We start from the raw sequence: 22,231 nt of genomic DNA on the forward strand, positions 1-22,231 counted from the left end.
GTAAACCATTTATCTACGAATAAAACTATTTAAAGGTATTTTGATTTCATTGGGATTATTCTGCCTGGAAGACTTTTTTTCAGCCGCCCATGCATGCCCATAAATAATTTCCCATGTAGCCGGCAACTTTCCTTGGCTACGAAAATCTTCATAGGCTTGCAACAATTTTTTTAAAGCTCCTTTGGAAGTTAAGCCACGTTGACGATCCTGAGCAAGATTTCGTACGCCTAATTTTTTTAGTTCCCGCATCAAATCTAGGGCTTCTGAATACAATAAAGTAAAATATTCAACATCCATCACCGGATCGACAAAAGGTGCTTGTAATAAATTATCCCCTAAATCGTGCATATCTACAAATAAATGCACATGTGAATAATTATCGATAGCTCTCCAGCAATGGCGTAGCTCCTGCAAAGTATCAGGTCCTACCATGGAAAAAAGTAGTAACCCTCCGGGTTTTAATATGCGTCGTATTTCATTGAGGCTCTTGCTAAAATCATTGCTCCAATGCAACATTAAATTGGAGTAAACTAATTCGAAACTATGATTACTAAATGGCAAATTCTCAGCACACCCACATACCCAATGGATATCGGTCAGTTGATACGCTTTTTCTTTAGCCTGAGCTTGTGCCAGCATTCCATTCGACTTATCTAAACCTATAATTTTAGCCGTGGGGTATAATTTTTTTAAAAACGCGCCGAAATATCCGGTACCGCAACCCAGATCCAATATAGTTTGCGGTTTACAACGAATTCCTTGTAAACGTTCTAATAAAGATTCTCCTACCCGTTGTTGTAATACAGCGACTTCATCATAAGTTTTCGCCGCTTTATTAAAACGATGGACAATTTGGATTTCATCTAATTGGGTTATCATTTATTTTTATCAATTTTAGCCCCACGGCTATTTGTTCTAATAATCTGTCAATTTCACTTTCTGAATGTAATGCACACAAGCTAATTCGTAGTCGCGAGGTATTTTTAAGTACTGTCGGAGGTCGAATAGCATTAACCAAGAAGCCATTTTGCAATAAATAGGCTGAAAGTGCTATGGTTTGCTCAGTATTCTTTATTAAAATCGGTTGAATGGGGGTCTGAGAAGGTAATATCGGTAGCTCTAACTGTTGTGCCATCTGTTTAAAATAGGTGATTAAACTCTGTAATTTCGCTCTACGCCAGCTTTCTGTTTGCAATAATAATAAACTAGTATGCGCAGCTTTAGCTAAAGCCGGCGGCAAAGCTGTGGTATACATATAGGGACGAGAAAATTGAACTAGATTCTCGATGATAAGTTCATTAGAGGCCACAAAACCGCCAAAACATCCAAAAGCCTTACCGAAACCACCCGATAAAATATCTGGCTTGCATCCAAAATACTCACAAATACCCATTCCATTTTTTCCTAATACTCCTATGCCGTGCGCATCATCTACTAACAATGTGGATGAAAATCTTTGAGCGATTTCGATTAAGGAGGGCAATAGCGCTATGTCACCATCCATACTAAATACACCATCAGTCATGATAAATTTTCGTCTAGCAATAGAATGCAATAAATGCCTCTCTAAACTAGCGAGGTTATTATGTAAATAACGTTTAAATGAGGCGCCTGTTAATTTTGCCCCATCGATTAAAGAAGCATGGCTTAGTTTGTCAGCAAATATCGCAGCATCTCTTTGCAATAAACTCCCCAAAATACCTAAATTAGCCATGTATCCTGTAGAAAATACGAGCACTTTAGGAAAATTAAGAAATTCAGCTAAGGCGAGCTCGAGCTCATGATGAAATCGATTATAAGCGCCAAGAAAATGTGAAGATCCACTACCTACACCATAATCATCAGCTGCCTGTTTAAAAGATTTTATAACCGCGGGATGTTTGGCTAGACCTAAATAATCATTGGAAGAAAAAGAACAAAAATTTTTATCATTATAACGCCGCTGCATACCGGCCAAGCTTTGTAAGACTTTACGTTCTCTATAGAGACCTTTTTGTTTATGTAAACTTAATACCTTTTCAAAAGTTAGTGACATGCATGCAATTCAGTATCGAATAATACCGCTTCTAAACCCAATTTTTTTAACAACGCATTATCCTGTTCAGGAGAAATGTTATCTGTCGTTAATAATTTTTCACCATAATGTATGGAATTAGCACCCGCAAAAAAACATAACGCTTGCGCTTCTTCACTCAAGCTGTCACGTCCAGCAGATAAGCGAATCATACTCAACGGCAACATAATACGCGCGACTGCAACTACTCGAGTAAATTCAATAGAATCAACTGGTGGTTTGTTTGCTAATGGTGTTCCTGGAATAGGAATTAATTTATTCAACGTCACACTTCTAGGATGTTCAGACAGATTAGCAAGTTGTTGTAATAATCCAGCCCGATCTTCTTGTGTCTCTCCCATACCAATAATACCCCCACAACAAACTTTTATACCTGCCGCTCGAACACAGGCTAAAGTTTCCAAACGCTCTTGATAAGTTCGGGTTGAAATAATAGTTTCATAATATTCTGGTGATGTATCTAAATTATGGTTGTAATAATCTAAACCCACCTCAGATAACTGCATGGCTTGTGCTTGGGTGAGCATACCTAAAGTGGCACATGCCTCCAAATCTAATGCTTTAATTGCTGATACCATTTCTAAGATATTGATAAACTCTTTCTTGGGCGGACTACGCCACGCAGCTGCAATACAAAATCGACCTGCACCTTTTTCTTTTGCTTTCTTTGCAGCTTTTTTAACTTCTTCTATGGTCATTAAAGGCTCTTTTTTCAATCCTGTATTGTAATGGCCACTTTGAGGGCAGTACGAACAATCCTCAGGACATAAGCCTGTCTTAACATTAAGTAGACTACTAATCTGGACTGCATTGGTTTGAAAAGATTGGCGATGTATCGTATGAGCGTGATAAATTAAATTATTAAAAGGATACTGGAAAAGAACATGAATTTGTTCAAGTGTCCAATCGTGACGGATTTCAGGACTCGACATAGTAGTTTCTTATATCACAAAATGCCAACATAAAATGAATAACCCACATTGTCAACTTCTTACGAGATCCCATTCAAGGAAAAAGTGATCCAAGTAGCTAATACAGTAATTAACACTATTAACATTAAAAAAATCCAACTGAAACTATTTTTTACTGTAAACACCACCGGATCATCATGTATTTTTCCTTCTTGGGCTAACTGCCACATATGATTGAGCCAAATGAACAGGCAGGGACAAATAAACCATAATAACAAAGGACTACTATAAAAAAATTGTGCTTTTGCAGAATAAATATAGAAAATAAAAATCAAAACCGAAAAATATCCACTAATATGTCCTAGTATGGCTAGATTAGTTTTATCTTTTATTTCATAGGCACGCCCTAATATTGAACGCTTATTTTTGTTTTGCATGAGCGTAAGCTCGGCATAACGTTTAAGTAAAGCCAAACTAAAAAACAGAAATAACGCGAAAAAAATTAACCAAAATGAAAATCCATTTTGAATCAAAGTCATTCCTGCAAATACTCGCATCGAATATAAAATCGCTAGTAAAATAACATCTAACCATTTTATTTTTTTTAAAAAAAATGAATATATTAAAGTCAAACAATAATAACTTATAGCAATTATTAAGAATTTATGTGGTAAAAATATTGAAAGGCTTAGCGCAATTAGTGTTAATAATGGCGCAAAAATATATCCGGTTTTAAGAGATAATTCTCCTGAAGCAAAAGATCTTTTTTGTTTTTTAATATGTTGTTTATCATTTTCCAAATCAACCAAGTCATTGATTAAATAGGCACTTGAAGCTAATAAACAAAAAATAAAAAAACCTAAAAAACTATTTTTTATGGCGATGGGATTAAAATATTGGTGGCCGACAAAAAGAGGAATAAATAATAAAATATTTTTTATGGCATGATAAGGTCGTATGGCTTTGAAACAGGCTCTTATTTTTATTTTATTTTTTTTGTTTAACACAATCTTTTACTCGAAACGTTTTTATTTTTCAGATTGAGCCACATTTCTGGCAATGAATACTCGCATTTTCAGTCCTTTTTATGTTTAACTTGCTTCTTTTTTACCCTATTTTATGGATCTTATCAATCGCGACCGGCAACATATTTGGCATCCTTGCTCACAAATGAAGGATTATGAATCCTTTCCCCCTTTAATAATCAGCAAAGCTTACGGTTCTTATATAGAGCTGACAGATGGCAGGAGAATAATAGATGCCATTTCGAGCTGGTGGTGTAAATCATTAGGTCATAACCATCCGCGCTTAAAAACTGCACTCAAAGCCCAATTAGAGTACTTTGAGCATGTGATATTTGCCAATACCACCTATGAAATTATCATTCAACTTTCTGAAAAATTAGGCCGGCTTTGTATGGGTTTAGACAAGGTCTTTTATGCCAGTGAAGGTTCTTCAGCGGTTGAAATTGCCTTAAAAATGAGTTTACAAGCTCAGCAATTACTCGGTCAAAATCAGCGTATTCAATTTACCTCACTGCAAAATGGCTATCATGGCGAGACCTTTATGGCCTTAGGCCTAAGTGATTTAGGTCTTTACCGCCAAGCCTATGAAGCCCATTTAATAAAACCTAACTTTATTCAAAATATTCCTTATGTTCATTCTAGCTCTGATCCCCTATGGAAGGATTGCTCAACTATTTGGCCAAACATCGAAAAACAGCTTGAAAAACAAGCAGCCAATTTAGCAGCCATTATTGTTGAACCGATAGTACAAGGGGCAGGAGGTATGAAAATCTATAGTCAAGATTTTCTCCACCGCTTGAGGAAATGGACCCAAATTCATGGCATTTATTTGATTGCCGACGAAATTATGACTGGACTAGGGAGAACCGGTCGAGCATTAGCCTGCGAACATGCACAAATAAAACCTGACTTTATCTGTTTAAGTAAAGGCTTAACTTCTGGTTGGTTACCCATGAGTGCAGTTTTAACACACACTGAAATTTATAATTTATTTTATGATGATTACTCCACTGGAAAAAGTTTTTTACATTCGCATACTTTTAGCGGTAATGCGTTAGCCGCCGCCGTAGCATTAGAATGTTTAAATATTCTAGAAGATGAAGAAATATTTAAACACGTAAGAGAAAAAGAAATTATTTTAAAAAAATTGATGCAGGAAGTTCATGATGAAACAGAAAGCTTAACCAATATTAGAGGTATCGGAGCAGTCATCGCTGCAGATTTATCTTTAAAAGAAAATAAAAAAAATCAACGCATAGGTTATCAAATTTTTCAGGAGGCTTTACAATTAGGCGCTTGGTTACGCCCTTTGGGAAATACAATTTACTGGCTACCTCCCTTAAATATATCTTTATCCACACTTGAAGAGTTACGTGATATTACCAAAACTTCAATAAAACGGATATTAAAATAATACGAGCTCAGAGCCTACTTAACTTAAAGATACGAATTGGAAAAATTTAAACATTAGTTTGATTTACAGTCAATATATCTAAACGACTTGCCATTGTGCGTTTTTCTCGACTACGCCAACCATACCAAACAATCAGCACACCTAGGATTTTAGTAAGTGATAAAATCAACACTGCGAGCCAATTTAATTGATGAATAATCCATAAAAAAACACTGCTATCTATCGGCGCACTCATACTTGCAGACCAAAGTATACGCTGAGATAAGGGACGTTTAGTAAAAGTATAAACTGACCAATCAACAAACTCAGCAATCAAAAACGCACTCATACTTGCAATAGCTAGATCTTTACCCGCTAAAGCGTAGCTAATTAAACTACCGATGAGCATCGCAAAAATAACTTTATGTTCTAATTCACGTTGAGCCAAATCACGTAAGGCATAAACGATCCCCACAGTCCAATCCATGGGGGAAATTTCAGTACTAAATACTTGCACTAAAGGAATATAAGCAAATAACGTATTAAGTAAAACGATTAAAATAATATAAGTGATACTATATTTATAATTACATAACCTTTTCATATTTTTAATATTTTATTCTTATTTAAAAAGATTAATCATATAATAAATTAGAAAAAAATCCTTGTTTTTCCATTATTTTCCGTAAGGTTTTCAACCCTTCAACTTGAATTTGGCGAACCCGCTCTCGAGTTAGACCAATCACTTCTCCTACCTCTTCTAATGTCATACGATCACAGCCTAATAAGCCATAGCGTCGGGCAATAACCTCACGTTGATTAGTTGACAATTGTTTAAGCCAACCTTCTAAACGTTTACGTAAATTTTCACCTTCTAAAATATGCTCAGGATCGTTTTCACGATTATCGGATAAGGTTTCAAGTAAAGGTTTGTCAGCCTCACTGCTAGCTGGCGCATCGACAGAAGTAATATGCTCATTTAATCCGAGCATTCGTTCAACTTCTTCAAAAGGTCTATCCAACCATTTAGCAATTTCATCTGAAGTGGGTTTATGATCTAATTTTTGCGTCAATTCTCTTGCTGCTTGTAAATAAACATTAAGCTCTTTAACCACATGGATTGGCAAGCGAACTGTTCGAGCTTGATTCATAATAGCTCGCTCAATGGCTTGACGCACCCACCATGTCGCATAGGTCGAAAAACGAAATCCTCTTTCAGGATCAAATTTTTCTACTGCATGCATTAAACCTAAATTACCTTCTTCTATTAAGTCCAAAAACTGTAATCCACGATTATTATAGTGCCTGGCTATCTTAACGACTAAACGCAAATTACTTTCTATCATTCGTTTACGAGCATCTTGATCGCCTTTTGCAATAAGACGTGCATAATAAACTTCTTCTTCGGCTGTTAATAAAGGAGAAAAGCCTATTTCATTTAAATATAATTGCGTTGCGCCAAGTGTCTCATCACGTCTCGCATACTTATGTGGCGTTGTTTCCGTCTCACTCACTTCACGGGTTACTAAAAATTTCTCTGGTTTATTTTCGAATACTTGTTCAGACGATGTTGGATTTTTCTGTTTTCTACCCCTCCTCTTTTTAAATGCACTTCCCTTGTTACCCATATTAACTCTCCCTGGATTAATTAACCTAGATAATTAAGATAGTAATTAAATAACTATTTTTTTATTAACGTTTATTAATTAAGAACATACTTAGATCAGAATAAATTTGATTTGTTTATTATCGAATATCTCACTACAAACGCTCAACACAATCTAATGTTTCTAGCGCCCAAATACTCATATTGTAATTATATTTACTGAAATCTAGTCAAATAGGAAACCTATACTAAATATTCTCTCTTAACCCCAGATTTTAAGAGAAGCAAAAATGACAACTGCTAGTAATAAAAAAAACCAAGACAATCGATCGATGTAGTGCCGTAATAACCTATCAACATAAACACCACCCCAACGCATTAAAAAAGCGACTATAAAAAACCTTCCACCGCGACCCACCAATGATCCCAAGATAAAGGGTAATAGCGCAACATGCAAGGCCCCAGCTGCTATAGTAAATAACTTATAAGGAATAGGAGTAAATCCTGCCAAAAAAAGTATCCAAAAATTCCATTGATTAAACTCTTGTTCAATTTGTCGATAAACCTGTTCATATCCAAAGTGGATGATATAGGGATGCACCCAATCAAACGCTACATTCCCTATCCAGTAGCCAAATAATCCGCCTAAAACAGAAGCCACAGTTGTCAAAAATGCATAACGCCATGCACACTCGGGCTTAGCTAAGGACATAGGCGCTAACATAACATCGGGCGGGATAGGAAAAAAAGAAGACTCGGCAAAGCTTAAAACAAATAAATAATAAGGAGCATGTCCATGTTTAGCCAACGCAAGCATTTTGTCATAAAGTTTTGAAAAATACTTCATTGCTTTATACCGTTAGATAAAAAATAGAGTCCATTTTTTAAATTTTTTTATCAAAAAAAAATTTATAGTTTAGGATCCATATTGACAATCCAATCTTCAATTTGGTCTTTTGCAGTATGATGTGTTAAATCGAGTTGTAAAGGGGTAATACTGACCTGTTGTTGACTCAGCGCATAAAAATCTGTGCCTTTTCCAGCATCATTCTCCTTGCCAGAACTACCTATCCAGTAAATAGTATGCCCTCTTGGATCTTTACTAGGCATCATTCTATCGGCATTATGGCGTGTCCCTAAGCGTGTCACTTCATAGCCTTTTAAATCATCAAATGCAACATCAGGAATATTTACGTTTAAAATAGTTTTTGCTGGAATTGGCTTTTCATATAAAAGAGTTACTAACCTTTTCGCAACTTCTGCTGCTGTGGAGTAATACATCGGCTCATTTCCTGCTATTGAAAAAGCAATTGCTGGTATCCCTAGGAAGCGTCCTTCCATCGCGGCTGCCACAGTTCCCGAATAGAAAACATCTTCACCTAAATTAGAGCCTGCATTAATACCTGATACAACCATATCGGGCAGCTTATCTTCACCTAGTAGACCGGTTAAGGCGAGATGCACACAATCTGTTGGTGTTCCTTGGACACTAATAACTCCATCATCAAAATATCTTAGTCTTAAAGGGTGCTGCAAAGTAAGCGAATTACTGGCACCACTGCGATCCCTATCTGGAGCGACTATGGTAACTTCTGCGATTTGGGCCAAAGCTTTAGCTAAAATCGCTAGGCCTGGCGCATGTACACCATCATCATTGCTGATTAAAATCTTCATTTTTAAGATACTCTAGAAACTAAAAGCGCACTTTCAGAAAATTTAGTAAGTAGTGGTAATACGATTAAAAGCACTCCAAAAACCAACAAAGTTATAGGTCGACTCAAAGGAACCTGGGAGGGGTTATTTCGATAATTTTTATATTGTATAAGGGAACCGAACAGTAAAGCTATCCCAATAGCCAAACTCATATTATAAAGCGCACTGGTTAATAGAGACATAGGCAATAATAATTTATCTGATAAATCGCCTAACGAACCTGGAATTAAGGCGAAAGCATTGATTGAGGATAAAAGTAGAATAGCTAAAATAATTTTTTTCATTGCTAAATTTTTTTAATCGATCAGAATATAATGTCAGTAGATGAAGATACGAACTTTTTGAATTCATTGCAAGGGATATATATCCATAGCTAAATTCTAGAAAAGCAACTAGAAAAACCTGTATTCATCCCATCTCAGGCTTTTTTTCTAAAAATCGTTGATCTAAAAAAACTAGCATTAAAAATCTAGAGAATAGGGCTTATTTTTCAGTTATTACAATCCGCATTTTTACTGTTTTTTTTATCTATTCTCCCTCTTCCAGTTTGACTTATCTTAACGAACCAGATCATTTTTTCTGACAATGAATGAATGCAGATGATAAAGCGGCCATTTTGACTACTAGAACCATCTGGATGCCACTGTAGGTAATTATCTGATCGAAATCCATGCCACTCTAAAGATTCCCCACGAGACAAAGCCGAATAAACACGTAATAATGTAGCATTTTCAAGCGATAAGGGTGAATTACTTACTAATACTATCCACCCATCGTTCCAACTCCCTGAACAGGCCTTCCCATCTTTACTCTTACATATTGTTACCGTGTGCTGACGTCTAATCGCCTCACTTCGAGCATAATCAAGAGTAGAACTGATACGTTCAGTTAAAATAAATAAACGAAGCTCAACAATTAAATGTTTAAAGACGGGGAATGCTAGTGTCAATAAAATACTACTTATTACAATGGTGAATAATAATTCGACTAAGCTAAAACCCAATTCGAATGAATTATTTTTATATGTTCTAATTATCCATTTTGTTCGATAACTTCTAGATCTAATTGTTTTTTTACGCATAACATATCCTGCCAAGCTTTACGCTTTTCACGCGGAGAACGTAGTAAATAGGCGGGATGATAAGTAACTAATAAAGGAATTTTGTTTACGCCAAAATGAAACAAATTTCCACGTAAACTCGCCATAGTCGCATCAGTTGATAATAGATAATGTGCAGCAATTCGACCCACCGCTAAAATTAACTTTGGATTAACTAAGCTAATTTGTCTTAATAAATAAGGAGTGCAGGCCTTAACTTCTAGCAAGGAAGGATCACGATTATTAGGTGGTCGTGATTTTAAAATATTGGCAATATAATAATCTTCGCGTTTAAAACCAATCGCAGACAACATGTTTGTCAATAATTGTCCGCCTCGACCTACAAAAGGCTCCCCTTGTTTATCTTCATTCGCACCGGGTGCTTCGCCAATTATCAATAAATCAGCATTCCTATTTCCCACACCAAATACGGGATTTGTACGTGTTTTATAAAGATCACACGCTTTGCAGTTGTCGACTGTCCATCTTAATTCTTGCCAATTTAATGTCGAAATTTTTTGCTCGCGAGTCATAATCAATTTTCTAGGCATATCCTCGTCCTTAACTATTTCTTTGGACAGCTTATTAGTATCCTCACGCAAGATCCAAAGAGGAATATCCATTTTTTTTAAATAATTTAGACGTTTTACTTTATCTATCATCTTTCTTTAAGTTTTACATAAATAAATAATTAAATTTTTATTCGGTAATTGTGCAAGACAATATTTTGTTCCTATTCTTTTTTCAGGCAAATAAAATTGGCTAGGTTTACAAATTCCTCTGATGTAACTCCATTCTTCACAATAACTTTTATCACTAAATACACACACACCTGTTATACCTGATGATTCATTCAGCATTTCCAAGCGGCCTCCGTGATGAGAACAATAAACAGAGGCTGGGTTAGGAATCGAAAAAGCTGCGATACTTACTAATAAGAAGGGAAATACAATTAACCATTTTTTCATAACCAATCCTAATTCATGAAAGCAATCACTATTTTAACAGAAATTAAGCGACTAAATCTGATGTTTAACCTTTAATCTATTCAACAACCTACCTAGATCCAGTATACTTTCTAAACTATGACACACCAGCAATTTATCGTACGACCTTTACAGCAAGGCGACTATAATACAATCGCCCAAGCAATGCGGGTTTTTACTGATAAGCGTAATCCTGAAACTCCCGATGAAATTTGGCTCATTGAACACAATCCTGTTTATACCCTAGGGCAAGCAGGAAAATGGGAACACATCCTTAATCCTGGAAATATTCCTATAGAAAAAACAGATCGGGGCGGGCAAGTAACCTACCACGGTCCTGGTCAGCTGGTTATATACCCACTTTTAAACCTTCGTCGTCTTAATCTTGGTGTACGTGAATTAGTCACACTTTTAGAAAATACCCTAATTAACTTACTTGCAACTTACGACATTAGTGCCAAAGCAAAAAAAGAGGCTCCGGGCGTTTATGTCAACTCAGCCAAAATCGCTTCTATCGGCCTACGCATTCGACGGGGTTATTGTTATCATGGGATAGCTTTCAATGTGTCCATGAATCTTAACCCTTTTACAGGAATTAACCCTTGCGGTGTGAGTCAACTCTCTATTACTCAACTTTCTGATTTAGGAGGACCTAATGATCTTAATAGAGTAGCCAATGACTTTATTAAACAATTTCAACAAGAATTAGAGATTTATAAAAGCTCCATTTCTATGAAATTAGCTTTTTAAGCGATACTAGCAAGTGATTTATTTTAGTTAAAAAATCACATCCCTTAGCATAACAAAACTGCTTATATCATTTAACTGTATGCTAAAATTACTTCATTTATTACAACATTTTAAAGATTATGGAAATAAAAATACCCGATCCTAGGCAAAAACAACGCGGGGCAGAAAAAATGGCTCGCATTCCAATAAAAATTGAACCTACTGCACCTTTACGTAAGCCAGATTGGATCCGTATTAAATTGCCAACAACAACTACTGTAGACCAACTTAAAACGATGCTACGGGAGAATCGTCTTCATACTGTTTGCGAAGAAGCTTCGTGTCCCAATTTGAGTGAATGCTTTAGTCATGGCACGGCTACGTTTATGATTATGGGAGACAAATGCACTCGACGCTGTACATTTTGTGACGTTGGTCATGGCCGACCGGATCCATTGGATCCAGACGAACCTGAAAATCTTGCTAAGACAGTTAGACAAATGGGTCTGCGCTATGTGGTTATTACCTCAGTCGATCGAGATGATCTACGTGATGGCGGAGCAGCTCACTTTACTGCGTGTTTGCAGGCATTACGCAAGAGTTGTCCAGCACTTACCATAGAAGTTCTTGTACCTGATTTTCGGGGTCGTATGGAAGTTGCTTTAAATGCGATTGCGCCCGAATTACCCGATGTGTTTAACCACAATATCGAAACGGTACCTCGTTTGTATAAGCAAGCACGCCCTGGCTCAGATTATAAATGGTCACTCCAATTATTATTGGAATTTAAAAATCGTTTCCCAGGAATACCTACCAAATCGGGACTTATGCTAGGGCTGGGGGAGACGTTAGAAGAGGTTAAAGAACTCATGCAGGATCTACGTCAACATCGGGTTGATATGATTACCATCGGTCAATATCTTGCTCCTAGTCGCCATCATTTTCCCGTTGCACGCTATGTGACTCCCGAAGAATTCAAAGATCTCGGTCTTTTAGCCAAAGAAATGGGATTTATTCGCGTAGCCAGTGGACCGCTAGTCCGCTCTTCATATCATGCGGATAAACAAGCGGCTGGAGAGAATGTAGCCTAATGACGCTTCCCGATCTCAAGCCTTTTTTTGATTGGTTACAAATTCATCCTCATTTAGCCGGTTTAATTACCTATTTTATTTCCTTTCTTGAATGTCTGGTCATTATAGGTTTCTTAGTACCTGGTACTGTTTTCATGACAGCTATCGGTACCTTAATTGGAATAGGAATTTTATCTTTTACACCTATTGTTTTATGGGCCATCGCAGGAGCTATCACCGGTGATGTACTCAGTTTTTGGATAGGTAGACATTACCATCAACATACTAAAGATTTCTGGTTATTCCGTCGCTATCCACAACTTTTACGCAAAGGAGAAGCTTTTTTTGACAAACATGGCGGAAAGAGTATTTTCTTTGGCCGTTTTATTGGACCTATTCGAGCTATTTTACCTTTTATAGCTGGCATGGTAAGAATGCCATGGCGCCAATTTTTAACTGCTGACATCATTTCGGCTATTGCATGGGCACCGATTTATATGTTGCCGGGTATACTTTTAGGCCAAGCTTCCCAGCAATTACCTCCCGAAGTAGCAACTAAATCAATTATCTTTGTTGTATTACTTTTACTGTTTATTTGGTTAGTCTACGCTTTCATAAAATCATGTTATGCCTGGTTTAGTCGTTTATTGGATAAACAAGTCGCTTATCTATGGCATTTCACACGCAATCATCCAAAACTTAAAACCATCACTTTTCTTTTAACAGATAACCGACATCCGCAATCACACGCTCAATTAGCGCTCGCTTTAATCTGCATTATTTGTACGCTTGGTTTTCTAGCAGTAGCGTTTAGTGTTGCACAACATGGCATTGCAACCTACCTAAATGAACCCATTTATCACTTAATGCGTAGCTTACGCCAGCAAAATGTCGATATGTTTTTTGTTGCTATGGCCGAGCTGAGCCCAAAAATACTCGCTGTATTTTGGATGATTATGGTAGGATTTTTTTTAATAAAAAGAAATTTCTGGTTAAGTCTGCATTGGGGTTTAGCAGGATTATTAAGCTATGGTTTCGCTGATCTATTTAAACATCTTCTGCATATACCTCGTCCCAATGGCTTAATTCAAACGCCACTCGGCGCCTCTTTCCCTAGCGGCCATACCGTAAGCGGTATTGCTATTCTAGGATTCTTCGCTGTATTAATTAGTATAGAGAAATCTAAACCGCAACGAATGCTGATTTATGGATTAACTAGTTTCATTATTCTTTTAGTTATGTTTTCGCGTATTTATTTAACTGCGCATTGGGTTAGCGATGTTTTTGGAGGGACTTTACTTGGAATTAGTATCCTCGCTGGGCTGACACTTTCCTATCGTAGGAAGATAGAGCACACGACTATTTCATCCGGCAAGATTGCTAGTGTCGGTATAGTAATTTTATTGATTTGTTGGGGCGCTAATCTAAGTGTTGGCTATAAAAAATTACTTTCAAATTCCCGACTTCTTTTCTCTGAACAAACTATTAATTTTTCGAGATGGTGGAATGAAGCGAAATTTCAACAACCCATTTACCGACTAGGTCATTTTGGCCAAAAAATTGAAGTATTAAACATTCAATGGGCTGGAAAACTCACGGACATCCAAAAAAATTTAGAGAAACAAGCTTGGCGCATGCTTCCAAAAACTAAAATTTATACCATGCTTTACAAATTAAGTTTACATAGCAATGATGCCAACATTCCTTTGCTTGTTTCCTCGAATGCAGGTCAAGCACCAGCATTAACCATGACAAAATATTTTCCAGCTACACATAACTTGTTAGTTTTAAACCTCTGGGATTCACATAAAATGCTCAGCAATGGGGATCCACTTTGGTTAGGTTTAGTTCATTATCATAAAACATGGCATTTACAGTTTCAGCCGTTAAAAAAGCAAGTAATCATGCAACCGCTTATACCGGCTGATCAGTTATTGTTACAAGATCTCAAAACCTATAACGTAAAAAACGTGAGTTACTCTCATTTGCATATTCATGTATTGTTCATCAAATAGCGACTACCAAAATGAATACTGATTCGAGTAATAGTTCACTTAATTAGTTTGCAAACCCCACTTTTGGGGTTTTTCGCATTATGGACACACTACAGTGGTACCATTGATTTGACAGACCGTACCACCTTGGATAGTAACGATGCTGCCCCCACCTTCAACTTTAATTTGAGCAGTACTCGAAGGTGAATTAGCTAAAACTATTTGGCCTCCAGTCATCGTAATTGCTGTTCCAGGATCTTGTCCTTGTAATCCATTTACTGATGCGTCAAAAGCATTCACGAAAATTGAAGAATTAGTTACATTAACTATACTACCAGCATCAGCCCTAACTCCGTTTGCAGTAATAGCAAAAGAAGCAGCCGTATTCCCTACATTAATACTTGTGTTGCTAATAGAAACGCTTGATCCTGCTGTAAAATAAACACCATCATTTGTATCTGATAAAGTCATTTCACTATTTATTTCACTATTCTGTATAGTCATATTTACACTACTTGATCCTATAACACCTGCTGAGAAACCATTAACAACTGAATTATCAATCAGTGTCTTGTTCCCCAATGTATCCTGCACTCCGATATCGAAAGGGGTTAAAAAACTACCAATCTCACTACCTGTGATTCTATTATTGCTACTGCCTGCTGTTATGTTAACCCCTATCGATCCAGTAACAGTACTCGATAACCGTAACAAAATAATATTTTGTAAACTATTGTTACCTTGGAGACCAATTTGATTAGCAAAGAGGACTGAACGATCTGAATCGTTTGCCGGTTGACTGTAATCTGCTGTGCGCGATTGCAAACTTTGGCCTGGATTAAGGCTTACTGTACCATTACTGGTATAGCTCCCCCCATTAAAATAAAATTGCGTATTGGGAAGTAATCCACCTAAGGTTGTTACACTCGCTTGCGTAAAGTCTGTCGGCCCACAAGGGTTCTCAAATGTACAACTAGCTAAAGTTAAACCAATGCCAGCATTGTTGGGTCCTCCTGTTTGACTGAAAAAAGCTATATTACTGCGAATTAAGGTAGTAGTAATCCCTCCTCCTGTCAATTGGTTTTTAGTGCTACTAGGAATAGTGGATCCACGACCTAGCTGCGCTAAATAACGTTCAACTGGATCCGTGAGGCGCTCTTCGAGTGCTGGGTCGGCACGATGAACGCGTGTACTACCCCATTCTAAACCTATCCCAAAGGCATACGTACTATGATGTAAGTTATCATATGTATAACTGCCAACCAGTTTGACACCCTGAGTCAACCAGTATTCAAGACCTGCCGCACCTCCCCAAATATTATTTGTTTCAGCTGGTAAAAAATAATAGCTACCTAGATAAGCCTTTAATGGCAATGCAGGAAAAAGCTGATACCCTACTTTAGCATCACCCCCATTACCTGCATATTGATGCACTAAAAACACACTTCTAAATTGAGAGTGACCTGAAAAAACATTTTCTATCCCACTACCAGCGGTATGCCGATCACCCAGAGGAAAGTAAGCATTCAGATGGGCATCCCAACGAGAACCTAACGCTTCTATTCCTGGATTAGCTACCCATAAACGTGCGTTATTCTCAATGCGACTATAACCACCAAAAAGATAACCACCTAGAATCGCCGCTTGGTTAACGATCCAACGATAACCCAAACCGATATCCATTTCATTTTGGTTATTACTACCATAAGACAAAGCGGGATCTACATAGAGATTCTGGCTGGTATTGGCTTGAAGAGGAAGCATAAGATCAGCTTGGCCGACCGTATAATCACTAGCATAAGCCAAAACAGATAGGCGAGGCGGTAAAGGCAAATTTGCATACGCTGGATTCACCGATAAACATAAACCCAAACTACTTATTAAAAAGCCAAATTTTTTTCGCATCAATGATAAGTCCTTTATCAAAACATTAAAATAATAATCTATTATAGATAATTATTTTTAATAGCTAAGGAAAGAATTTTATAGGCTAGTTTTGCAATTAAAAAATCGCAACTATGTAATTGAGGAATAGGAGCAAGTTCATTAATATCAGCACCAACAATAGTTCCAACCTGGCTGGCTGCTGTAATAATTTCTATAGCATCCTCCCAGAATAAACCACCCGGTTCGGGTGTCCCTGTTGCCGGCATAACACTTGAATCAAATCCATCGACATCAAATGTCAAATAAATAGGGCGGTCTTTTAAATGAGACACGATTGTATTGACATCCCATCTTTTTTTGTCTTTGCCCCAATAAATATGTATTCTGTCGCGATTTTCTTCAATAAAGGGAATTTCTTCTTTTGAAACGTTACGAATCCCGACTGAAACTACTTTCAATTTGGTATGATCTAAACAACGTCTTATGGCTGAAGCATGGGAATAATGTTGACCCTGATATCCATTTCGTAAATCAGCGTGGGCATCAAAATGAAGTAAAATTAAATCATTGTATTTTTTTAGATAAGGACGAATCGCACCTATCGTAATAGAATGTTCACCGCCAAAAACAAATGGAAATTTTTGATCATATAAGACTTTTTCGACGATATTTTCTAATTGTTGTAAAGCGTTAGAAATTTCAAAGTCAATTTTTGGCTCATTTAATGTAACAATTCCAATTTGGCGGAAAGGCTCACACCACAAATGTTCATCAAATAGTTCAACTTCGTGTGATGCACGAATAATAGCTTCGGGTCCTTTAGCAGTACCTCCACCATACGTAACCGAATTTTCTAGACCAAACGGAATAATGACTGCTTTAGCATCTTTATAGGCAACAGCATCTTCTTTATCCAAGCCTAAAAAAGCCTTTTTTGGCTCCATACAGTGCATATTAAAAACCTTTTTTTATTAATTAAATAATTTAGCAAAGTCTCGCCGACTACGTAGTTTCCAATAACCGCGATGATAAGCGTCACTGGCTAAAAGTGGTAATACCGAGCTTGCTTCAGCAAAAACCATTTGTTCGTAAGCTCTATCTACCTTACCCCATGAACAGGCTTCCTTTAATGTTGAGCTAGAACAAGCCCCATCTCGCACATCTGCAACGGTGATTTGAATAGCATACTTATGCATATCGACAGATTTCCCAAGGATCTCAGCACACACTACGGTATCTTGGACAAAATTTTTCGGCACACCACCGCCAATCATCAACAAACCAGTAGTACCCGCCTTGATTTTGATGTCAGTGAGTTCACGAAAATCACGAATCGAATCAATTGTTAAATGTTTATTTGGGTTGTTTACCTGATGAAGTACCAAACCAAATCCTGCAGAAGAGTCCGTAAAAGCCGGACAAAAAATGGGAACATCATACTCGTAAGCTAATTGGACTAAAGAATCTTGTTTTTTGGCATGCCCGTTTGCTAAATACGCCCCCATGGCATGGATAAATTCTCGGGAACTATAGGCTTGTGGTTTAAGATTATTAGCAATTTCTAAAATAATATGATCACACCGTTGAAGTTGTTCTTCATCAATATAGGTATCATAAATACGATCAATCTGTAAATCACGTAATTTTCCATCATCAAAAGATGAGCTACCTTGATAATGCCGAAAACCTAACGCTTCAAAAAAGTCCATATCAACGATGCTTGCTCCCGTTGCCACTATAGCATCCACCATATTGTATTTTATTAAATCTGCATATAGCTTCATGCAACCACCTGCTGAGGTAGAACCTGCAATTGTTAAAATTATGCTACAACGTTTATCCTGAAGCATAGTGTTAAAAATCTGTGTAGCACGTGCCAAATCACGTGAAGTAAAGGACATAGCAGTCATTGAGTCAATAATAGGCCGAGCATCAAAAAGTGTAATATCAATATGCTCAACCAATTTATTCAATAATTTTTCTTTTAATGAACTTTTGCAGACTTGTGTATCCATCGGTTTTCCTTATAAATAAGTTTATTGTTTAGCTGTCAATTCTCGCGTTTTCTGTAAATTAATTGCAGAAAACATGCTCATTATAGGTTTATCTGAAACTACAATGACCCCTTCTTCTTGCTTAAAACCATTAAATCCTGTTGAAAGAGCTCTACCATAAGCTCCCACTTGTCCAATTTCAATGTAATTTCCTTCTTTTACATCACTAGGTAAATAAAAAGGCCCCTCCATATAATCCAAAGAATCACACGTAGGGCCATAAAAACTAAAGGGAACCAGATCTTTATTTTTTCTATGCGCTGTATGTATTAAACGTACTGGAAAAATAAAATGTGGAATACCCGCATCAAAAAGACTACCGTAAGTGCCATCATTAATATATAAACGATTCTTTTTTCGTGATTCTACGCGCACAATAACAGATGTGCTTTCTGCCACTAAGCACCGACCCGGTTCACAAAGTAATTCAATCTGAGGAAACAAGTTAGCAATTACTTCAAATTCTTTATGAATAACATTGAAATAAATATCTAACGCGGGTGGTGTCATGCCGGGATAAATAGATGGAAATCCTCCACCCACGTCAAAATATTCAATTTGAGTGTTTGATTGATTAATCAAGTTATTAGCTAATCTTATAGCAATCCGATAGGCGTCTGGGTGCATGCATTGTGAACCCACATGAAAAGTAATACCCAACTTATAGGCTACTTTTCGTATTTTTTTTAAAAGTTGCGGAGCTTCATCCAAATTAATACCGAATTTGGCCGATAAATTAAATTCAGCAAATGTATTTGGAATGGCCAACCTCAAGTGCAAACACAAATCTTTGGCATTCTCAGTATGTTGAATAATTTTCTTTAGTTCGTCCAAACTATCTAAAGCAAAATGTTTTACTCCATAATTAAAATAAGCTTCTCGGATTGCAAAAGAAGATTTTACCGGATGCATAAAATAAAGCTCAGCATCAGGAACAAGATTTTTAATCATACGAATTTCTTCATAGGAAGCGACATCAAAAGCCTTAATACCTTGCAGCTGCAAAAGATTTATGACTTGTTTTTCGGGGTTAGTTTTAACGGCATATAAAATGCGTCCTTGAAATCGAGTACGAAAATAATTAATCGCACACTTCATAACGTTGGGTCGAAAAACAAAAACTGGTTGAGAAGGCCTGTTATCCACAACAGACGCAATAGTTTGTAGTTTCATATTCATATACCTCTATTCAATAATATATTTTTAAAAGCTCGTACAAGCTTTTAAAATCTTCCAAGAGGTATTATTGCCAAGGAGGCAAAAAGAAATTAATGCTTCAGAATTTTCAGCATTTAGAGTCACAAGGTAAAATTTCATAGTAAAAAACCAACCTTTCATAAGGTTATTTTCACGATACTATCGTTTAAGTAACGATCCCGATACCTTTTGCAACTTGGATAAAAGTTATTTGTTAATTTTAAAATCATTATAGCTTGGCTTTGTCCTGTTATATAATAGGGTTGCTGTGCTTTCATCTATTCGTTAACCATGTTTAGATTCAATTAACTCCATGCATTCAACTTGCATACACTAGAGTTGATCCAGGCAATTTATACTAATTCGTGCCTTATCTTCAAGACGCATTGTAGTTAAACATTTTCCCCATACGCAACCTGTATCTAAAGCATATACATTCGGTTCATGAGTTTGGCCCTGCAATGCTGCCCAGTGACCAAACAAAATATTTAAATTTTTGCTACGTCGATTAGGTAACTTAAACCAAGGAAAATAATTGTCCGATCTCGCATTAACTCCCTTAGCCATGAGCTCTAAATTTCCTTTGATATCACAAAACCTTAAACGGGTCAAACAATTTGTAATGCATCTTAATCGCTCCCAACCCTTAAGATTATCGCTCCATCGGTGGGGTTCATTACCATACATATTTTTTAAAAAATCAATATACTGTTTACTTTTCAATATTGTTTCCACTTCTTGCGCACATGCCATTGCTTTATTTAGATCCCATTGGGGAGGGAAACCGGCATGTACTAAGGTATAGCCTAAATTAGCATCATGATGTAACAACGATCTATTCCTCAACCAAGTACACAATTCTTCTTTATCTGGTGCATTTAAAATAGCTTGTAAATTATTTTTCGGATCTAAACTCACGCCAGTATAGACGACAGATAAAAGATGCAAATCATGATTACCTAATACAATGTGAGCATTCTTTAATTTTTTTATAAAACGAAGAACTTCCAATGATTTAGGTCCTCTATTCACAAGATCACCTGTAAACCATAAAGTATCATGATGGGGATCAAAGTTAATTTTATCTAACAATCGGATCAAAGAATCAAAACAACCCTGAATATCTCCAATCGCATAGGTTGCCATAGTAAAACTAACTAGTTAAATTGTGTGAAATAAAACTTTTTGTAGGACTTTTGGCAGAATCTAAATTAATAATTCTCTGTATTGAAATATTCGATGTAATAAGAGAAATCAAACGAATATCTCCTTGTAAAACTCGTTGGAATGAATTTTTTTGGTTTTCCTGGGTAGTAGATATCCCACCTACTGTCCGGTATCTTTTACTTAAATCATCCAATCCAGACAAACCGCCAAAAGCCCTATAACGTTGATCTAACTCACTAATAGGAATTTGATAAAGTTTTGCAACATCAATAAACTGTTTCTCTATAACTTCTGGGTGTTTGTAATTTGGATTTATATTAGCAAATTCTTGAAAAAGAGCCGTAGATATAAATATTTTTCCATCAGATATGCTTATTTTAGGAGTTTTTTCATTAATTAAAATTTTGCCATCTGCTAATTCTTTACGCAACCATTGTAAAAATGCCTCTCCACTCGGATCGGTTGCAGCTATTTGTGCAATTAACCGCGAATTTTCTATAAGTTCAATTTCTGCACGTGGAACCATAGACATAAATGACGTCATAGGAATTCGATCTTCTTTACCAGATAATAAATAAAACCAGATTTCTAGTACTCTTAAATCACTTGCTATCCAATTAAAACCTTCTGTTTCTAAAGAAAGGTTGCTTACACTATCTAAAATCTGACGCGCCAACAAAGGTGTTGTTGAATATTCTAAATTATCGTAATTTTCTTTTACATAATCGATTTTATAATAATGTCCTAAATCTAAGATCGAACCCGAAAAAGGATTCCATTTTTTAAGTGGATAGGATTTTTTATGATAAACTATTATAGAATATTTAACGGTAAGTTTACCAATATCTAAAAATAATGCCGCGGTAAATGTCGCATAAATCCATAAAGCATCACTATTACTAATATTAATGAAATCGCTTTCTTCTGGGAAAAAATATTTCAAACATAAAGAAAGTGTTCTTGCGCTTCGTTCCAGACCTCTTTCTAAAAAATTAATTTCCTGATTAAAAAATCCATACTGCATTAAAGGAATTGCCTGAACAAATTCAGCAAATTTCCTAATAATAGGTAAATATAAATAATTAAAACGGTTAGGTGGTTTAACGAGTAATTTTATAGTTTCAATTAATACCAAATTATTTTCTGTATTTAATAGGTCATCAGCTGTTTTAATAACATTCAGATCAGCTTGTGCTTTTTTAGGTTTATTGATTTTTTTAAAACCGGGCCGTAGGCCTTGGAACATTACCATTTTTCAATACCTTTAAAGTTGGCATATGCTTAATTAAATGACTAGAAATCAATAGAGTAAATCTATTAGTTAAT

The 22,231-nt window shown here is 36.3% G+C and carries 22 protein-coding genes and 1 pseudogene; 4 read left to right on the forward strand and 19 right to left on the reverse strand.

Annotated features, from left to right (window positions below; translation table 11 throughout):
• Positions 1-9: 9 nt before the first annotated feature.
• The 4 genes from bioC to ACICP9_RS06740 are packed head-to-tail and all read right to left on the reverse strand — an operon-like array spanning position 10 to position 3,992.
• Positions 10-879, reverse strand: coding sequence for a malonyl-ACP O-methyltransferase BioC (bioC, locus tag ACICP9_RS06725; protein WP_395497772.1), 870 nt, complete (start codon positions 877-879; stop codon positions 10-12).
• Positions 860-2,035, reverse strand: coding sequence for an 8-amino-7-oxononanoate synthase (gene bioF / locus ACICP9_RS06730; RefSeq protein ID WP_395497774.1), 1,176 nt, complete (start codon positions 2,033-2,035; stop codon positions 860-862). The genes bioC and bioF overlap by 20 nt, the downstream gene beginning before the upstream one ends.
• Entirely contained in the window at positions 2,026-3,006 is a 981-nt protein-coding gene (gene bioB / locus ACICP9_RS06735; RefSeq protein ID WP_395497776.1) for a biotin synthase BioB, read from the reverse strand. The genes bioF and bioB overlap by 10 nt, the downstream gene beginning before the upstream one ends.
• A gap of 59 nt (positions 3,007-3,065) precedes the next feature.
• Positions 3,066-3,992: a UbiA family prenyltransferase gene (locus ACICP9_RS06740; RefSeq protein WP_395497778.1), complete on the reverse strand. Its 927-nt coding sequence runs from the start codon at positions 3,990-3,992 to the stop codon at positions 3,066-3,068.
• A 112-nt stretch (positions 3,993-4,104) separates the two neighbouring features.
• Between ACICP9_RS06740 and bioA the strand changes: the two genes are divergently transcribed.
• Complete coding sequence (bioA, locus tag ACICP9_RS06745) at positions 4,105-5,424, forward strand: adenosylmethionine--8-amino-7-oxononanoate transaminase (RefSeq protein WP_395497780.1); 1,320 nt, start codon at positions 4,105-4,107, stop codon at positions 5,422-5,424.
• 46 nt (positions 5,425-5,470) lie between these two features.
• On the opposite strand, the gene ACICP9_RS06750 is transcribed toward bioA, so the two are convergent.
• From ACICP9_RS06750 to ACICP9_RS06790, 9 genes and pseudogenes are all read right to left on the reverse strand, one after another.
• Complete coding sequence (locus ACICP9_RS06750; RefSeq protein WP_071662905.1) at positions 5,471-6,007, reverse strand: hypothetical protein; 537 nt, start codon at positions 6,005-6,007, stop codon at positions 5,471-5,473.
• Between the two features lie 31 nt (positions 6,008-6,038).
• Positions 6,039-7,031 carry an RNA polymerase sigma factor RpoS gene (gene rpoS, locus ACICP9_RS06755; RefSeq protein WP_071662906.1) on the reverse strand — a complete coding sequence of 331 codons (993 nt, stop codon included), beginning with the start codon at positions 7,029-7,031 and terminating at the stop codon, positions 6,039-6,041.
• A gap of 240 nt (positions 7,032-7,271) precedes the next feature.
• Entirely contained in the window at positions 7,272-7,856 is a 585-nt protein-coding gene (locus ACICP9_RS06760; RefSeq protein WP_395497783.1) for a YqaA family protein, read from the reverse strand.
• A gap of 62 nt (positions 7,857-7,918) precedes the next feature.
• Positions 7,919-8,683 carry a 5'/3'-nucleotidase SurE gene (surE, locus tag ACICP9_RS06765; protein ID WP_071662908.1) on the reverse strand — a complete coding sequence of 255 codons (765 nt, stop codon included), beginning with the start codon at positions 8,681-8,683 and terminating at the stop codon, positions 7,919-7,921.
• Between the two features lie 2 nt (positions 8,684-8,685).
• Positions 8,686-9,006, reverse strand: coding sequence for a hypothetical protein (locus ACICP9_RS06770; protein WP_071662909.1), 321 nt, complete (start codon positions 9,004-9,006; stop codon positions 8,686-8,688).
• Between the two features lie 206 nt (positions 9,007-9,212).
• Positions 9,213-9,671: a GspH/FimT family protein gene (locus ACICP9_RS06775; protein ID WP_395498948.1), complete on the reverse strand. Its 459-nt coding sequence runs from the start codon at positions 9,669-9,671 to the stop codon at positions 9,213-9,215.
• A 15-nt stretch (positions 9,672-9,686) separates the two neighbouring features.
• Positions 9,687-9,803 (reverse strand): annotated as a pseudogene (locus ACICP9_RS06780) (hypothetical protein); the annotation flags it as partial.
• The gene (locus tag ACICP9_RS06785; protein WP_395497785.1) at positions 9,755-10,483 is read right to left on the reverse strand and encodes a uracil-DNA glycosylase family protein; all 729 of its coding nucleotides are present in this window, start codon (positions 10,481-10,483) and stop codon (positions 9,755-9,757) included. The gene ACICP9_RS06785 and the pseudogene ACICP9_RS06780, both read right to left, overlap by 49 nt.
• A gap of 6 nt (positions 10,484-10,489) precedes the next feature.
• Positions 10,490-10,789, reverse strand: a complete 300-nt coding sequence (locus ACICP9_RS06790) for a DUF333 domain-containing protein (RefSeq protein ID WP_395497787.1) — start codon at positions 10,787-10,789, stop codon at positions 10,490-10,492.
• Positions 10,790-10,906: 117 nt separating this feature from the next.
• On the opposite strand from ACICP9_RS06790, the gene lipB reads away from it, so the two are divergent.
• The 3 genes from lipB (at position 10,907) to ACICP9_RS06805 (ending at position 14,621) form a co-directional block, all read left to right on the forward strand.
• The gene (lipB, locus tag ACICP9_RS06795; protein WP_395497789.1) at positions 10,907-11,557 is read left to right on the forward strand and encodes a lipoyl(octanoyl) transferase LipB; all 651 of its coding nucleotides are present in this window, start codon (positions 10,907-10,909) and stop codon (positions 11,555-11,557) included.
• Between the two features lie 119 nt (positions 11,558-11,676).
• Complete coding sequence (lipA, locus tag ACICP9_RS06800) at positions 11,677-12,627, forward strand: lipoyl synthase (protein WP_395497791.1); 951 nt, start codon at positions 11,677-11,679, stop codon at positions 12,625-12,627.
• Complete coding sequence (locus ACICP9_RS06805; RefSeq protein WP_395497793.1) at positions 12,627-14,621, forward strand: VTT domain-containing protein; 1,995 nt, start codon at positions 12,627-12,629, stop codon at positions 14,619-14,621. The genes lipA and ACICP9_RS06805 overlap by 1 nt, the downstream gene beginning before the upstream one ends.
• A 78-nt stretch (positions 14,622-14,699) precedes the next feature.
• On the opposite strand, the gene ACICP9_RS06810 is transcribed toward ACICP9_RS06805, so the two are convergent.
• From ACICP9_RS06810 to ACICP9_RS06835, 6 genes are all read right to left on the reverse strand, one after another.
• Entirely contained in the window at positions 14,700-16,505 is a 1,806-nt protein-coding gene (locus ACICP9_RS06810) for an inverse autotransporter beta domain-containing protein (RefSeq protein WP_395497795.1), read from the reverse strand.
• Between the two features lie 41 nt (positions 16,506-16,546).
• Positions 16,547-17,440, reverse strand: coding sequence for an agmatinase (speB, locus tag ACICP9_RS06815; protein WP_395497797.1), 894 nt, complete (start codon positions 17,438-17,440; stop codon positions 16,547-16,549).
• Between the two features lie 18 nt (positions 17,441-17,458).
• A complete protein-coding gene (locus ACICP9_RS06820) occupies positions 17,459-18,502 on the reverse strand; it encodes a 1,9-bis(guanidino)-5-aza-nonane synthase (RefSeq protein WP_395497799.1) in 1,044 nt (347 codons plus the stop codon).
• Between the two features lie 21 nt (positions 18,503-18,523).
• Positions 18,524-19,714 (reverse strand): type III PLP-dependent enzyme, encoded by a 1,191-nt coding sequence (locus tag ACICP9_RS06825; protein WP_071662918.1) that lies wholly within the window; start codon positions 19,712-19,714, stop codon positions 18,524-18,526.
• A gap of 357 nt (positions 19,715-20,071) precedes the next feature.
• A complete protein-coding gene (locus tag ACICP9_RS06830; RefSeq protein ID WP_395497801.1) occupies positions 20,072-20,884 on the reverse strand; it encodes a symmetrical bis(5'-nucleosyl)-tetraphosphatase in 813 nt (270 codons plus the stop codon).
• A gap of 7 nt (positions 20,885-20,891) precedes the next feature.
• Positions 20,892-22,157 (reverse strand): TraI domain-containing protein, encoded by a 1,266-nt coding sequence (locus ACICP9_RS06835; RefSeq protein WP_395497803.1) that lies wholly within the window; start codon positions 22,155-22,157, stop codon positions 20,892-20,894.
• Positions 22,158-22,231: the final 74 nt, after the last annotated feature.

Source organism: Rickettsiella endosymbiont of Litargus connexus, from assembly GCF_964277335.1.
In the GTDB taxonomy this organism is placed as follows: domain Bacteria; phylum Pseudomonadota; class Gammaproteobacteria; order Diplorickettsiales; family Diplorickettsiaceae; genus Aquirickettsiella; species Aquirickettsiella isopodorum.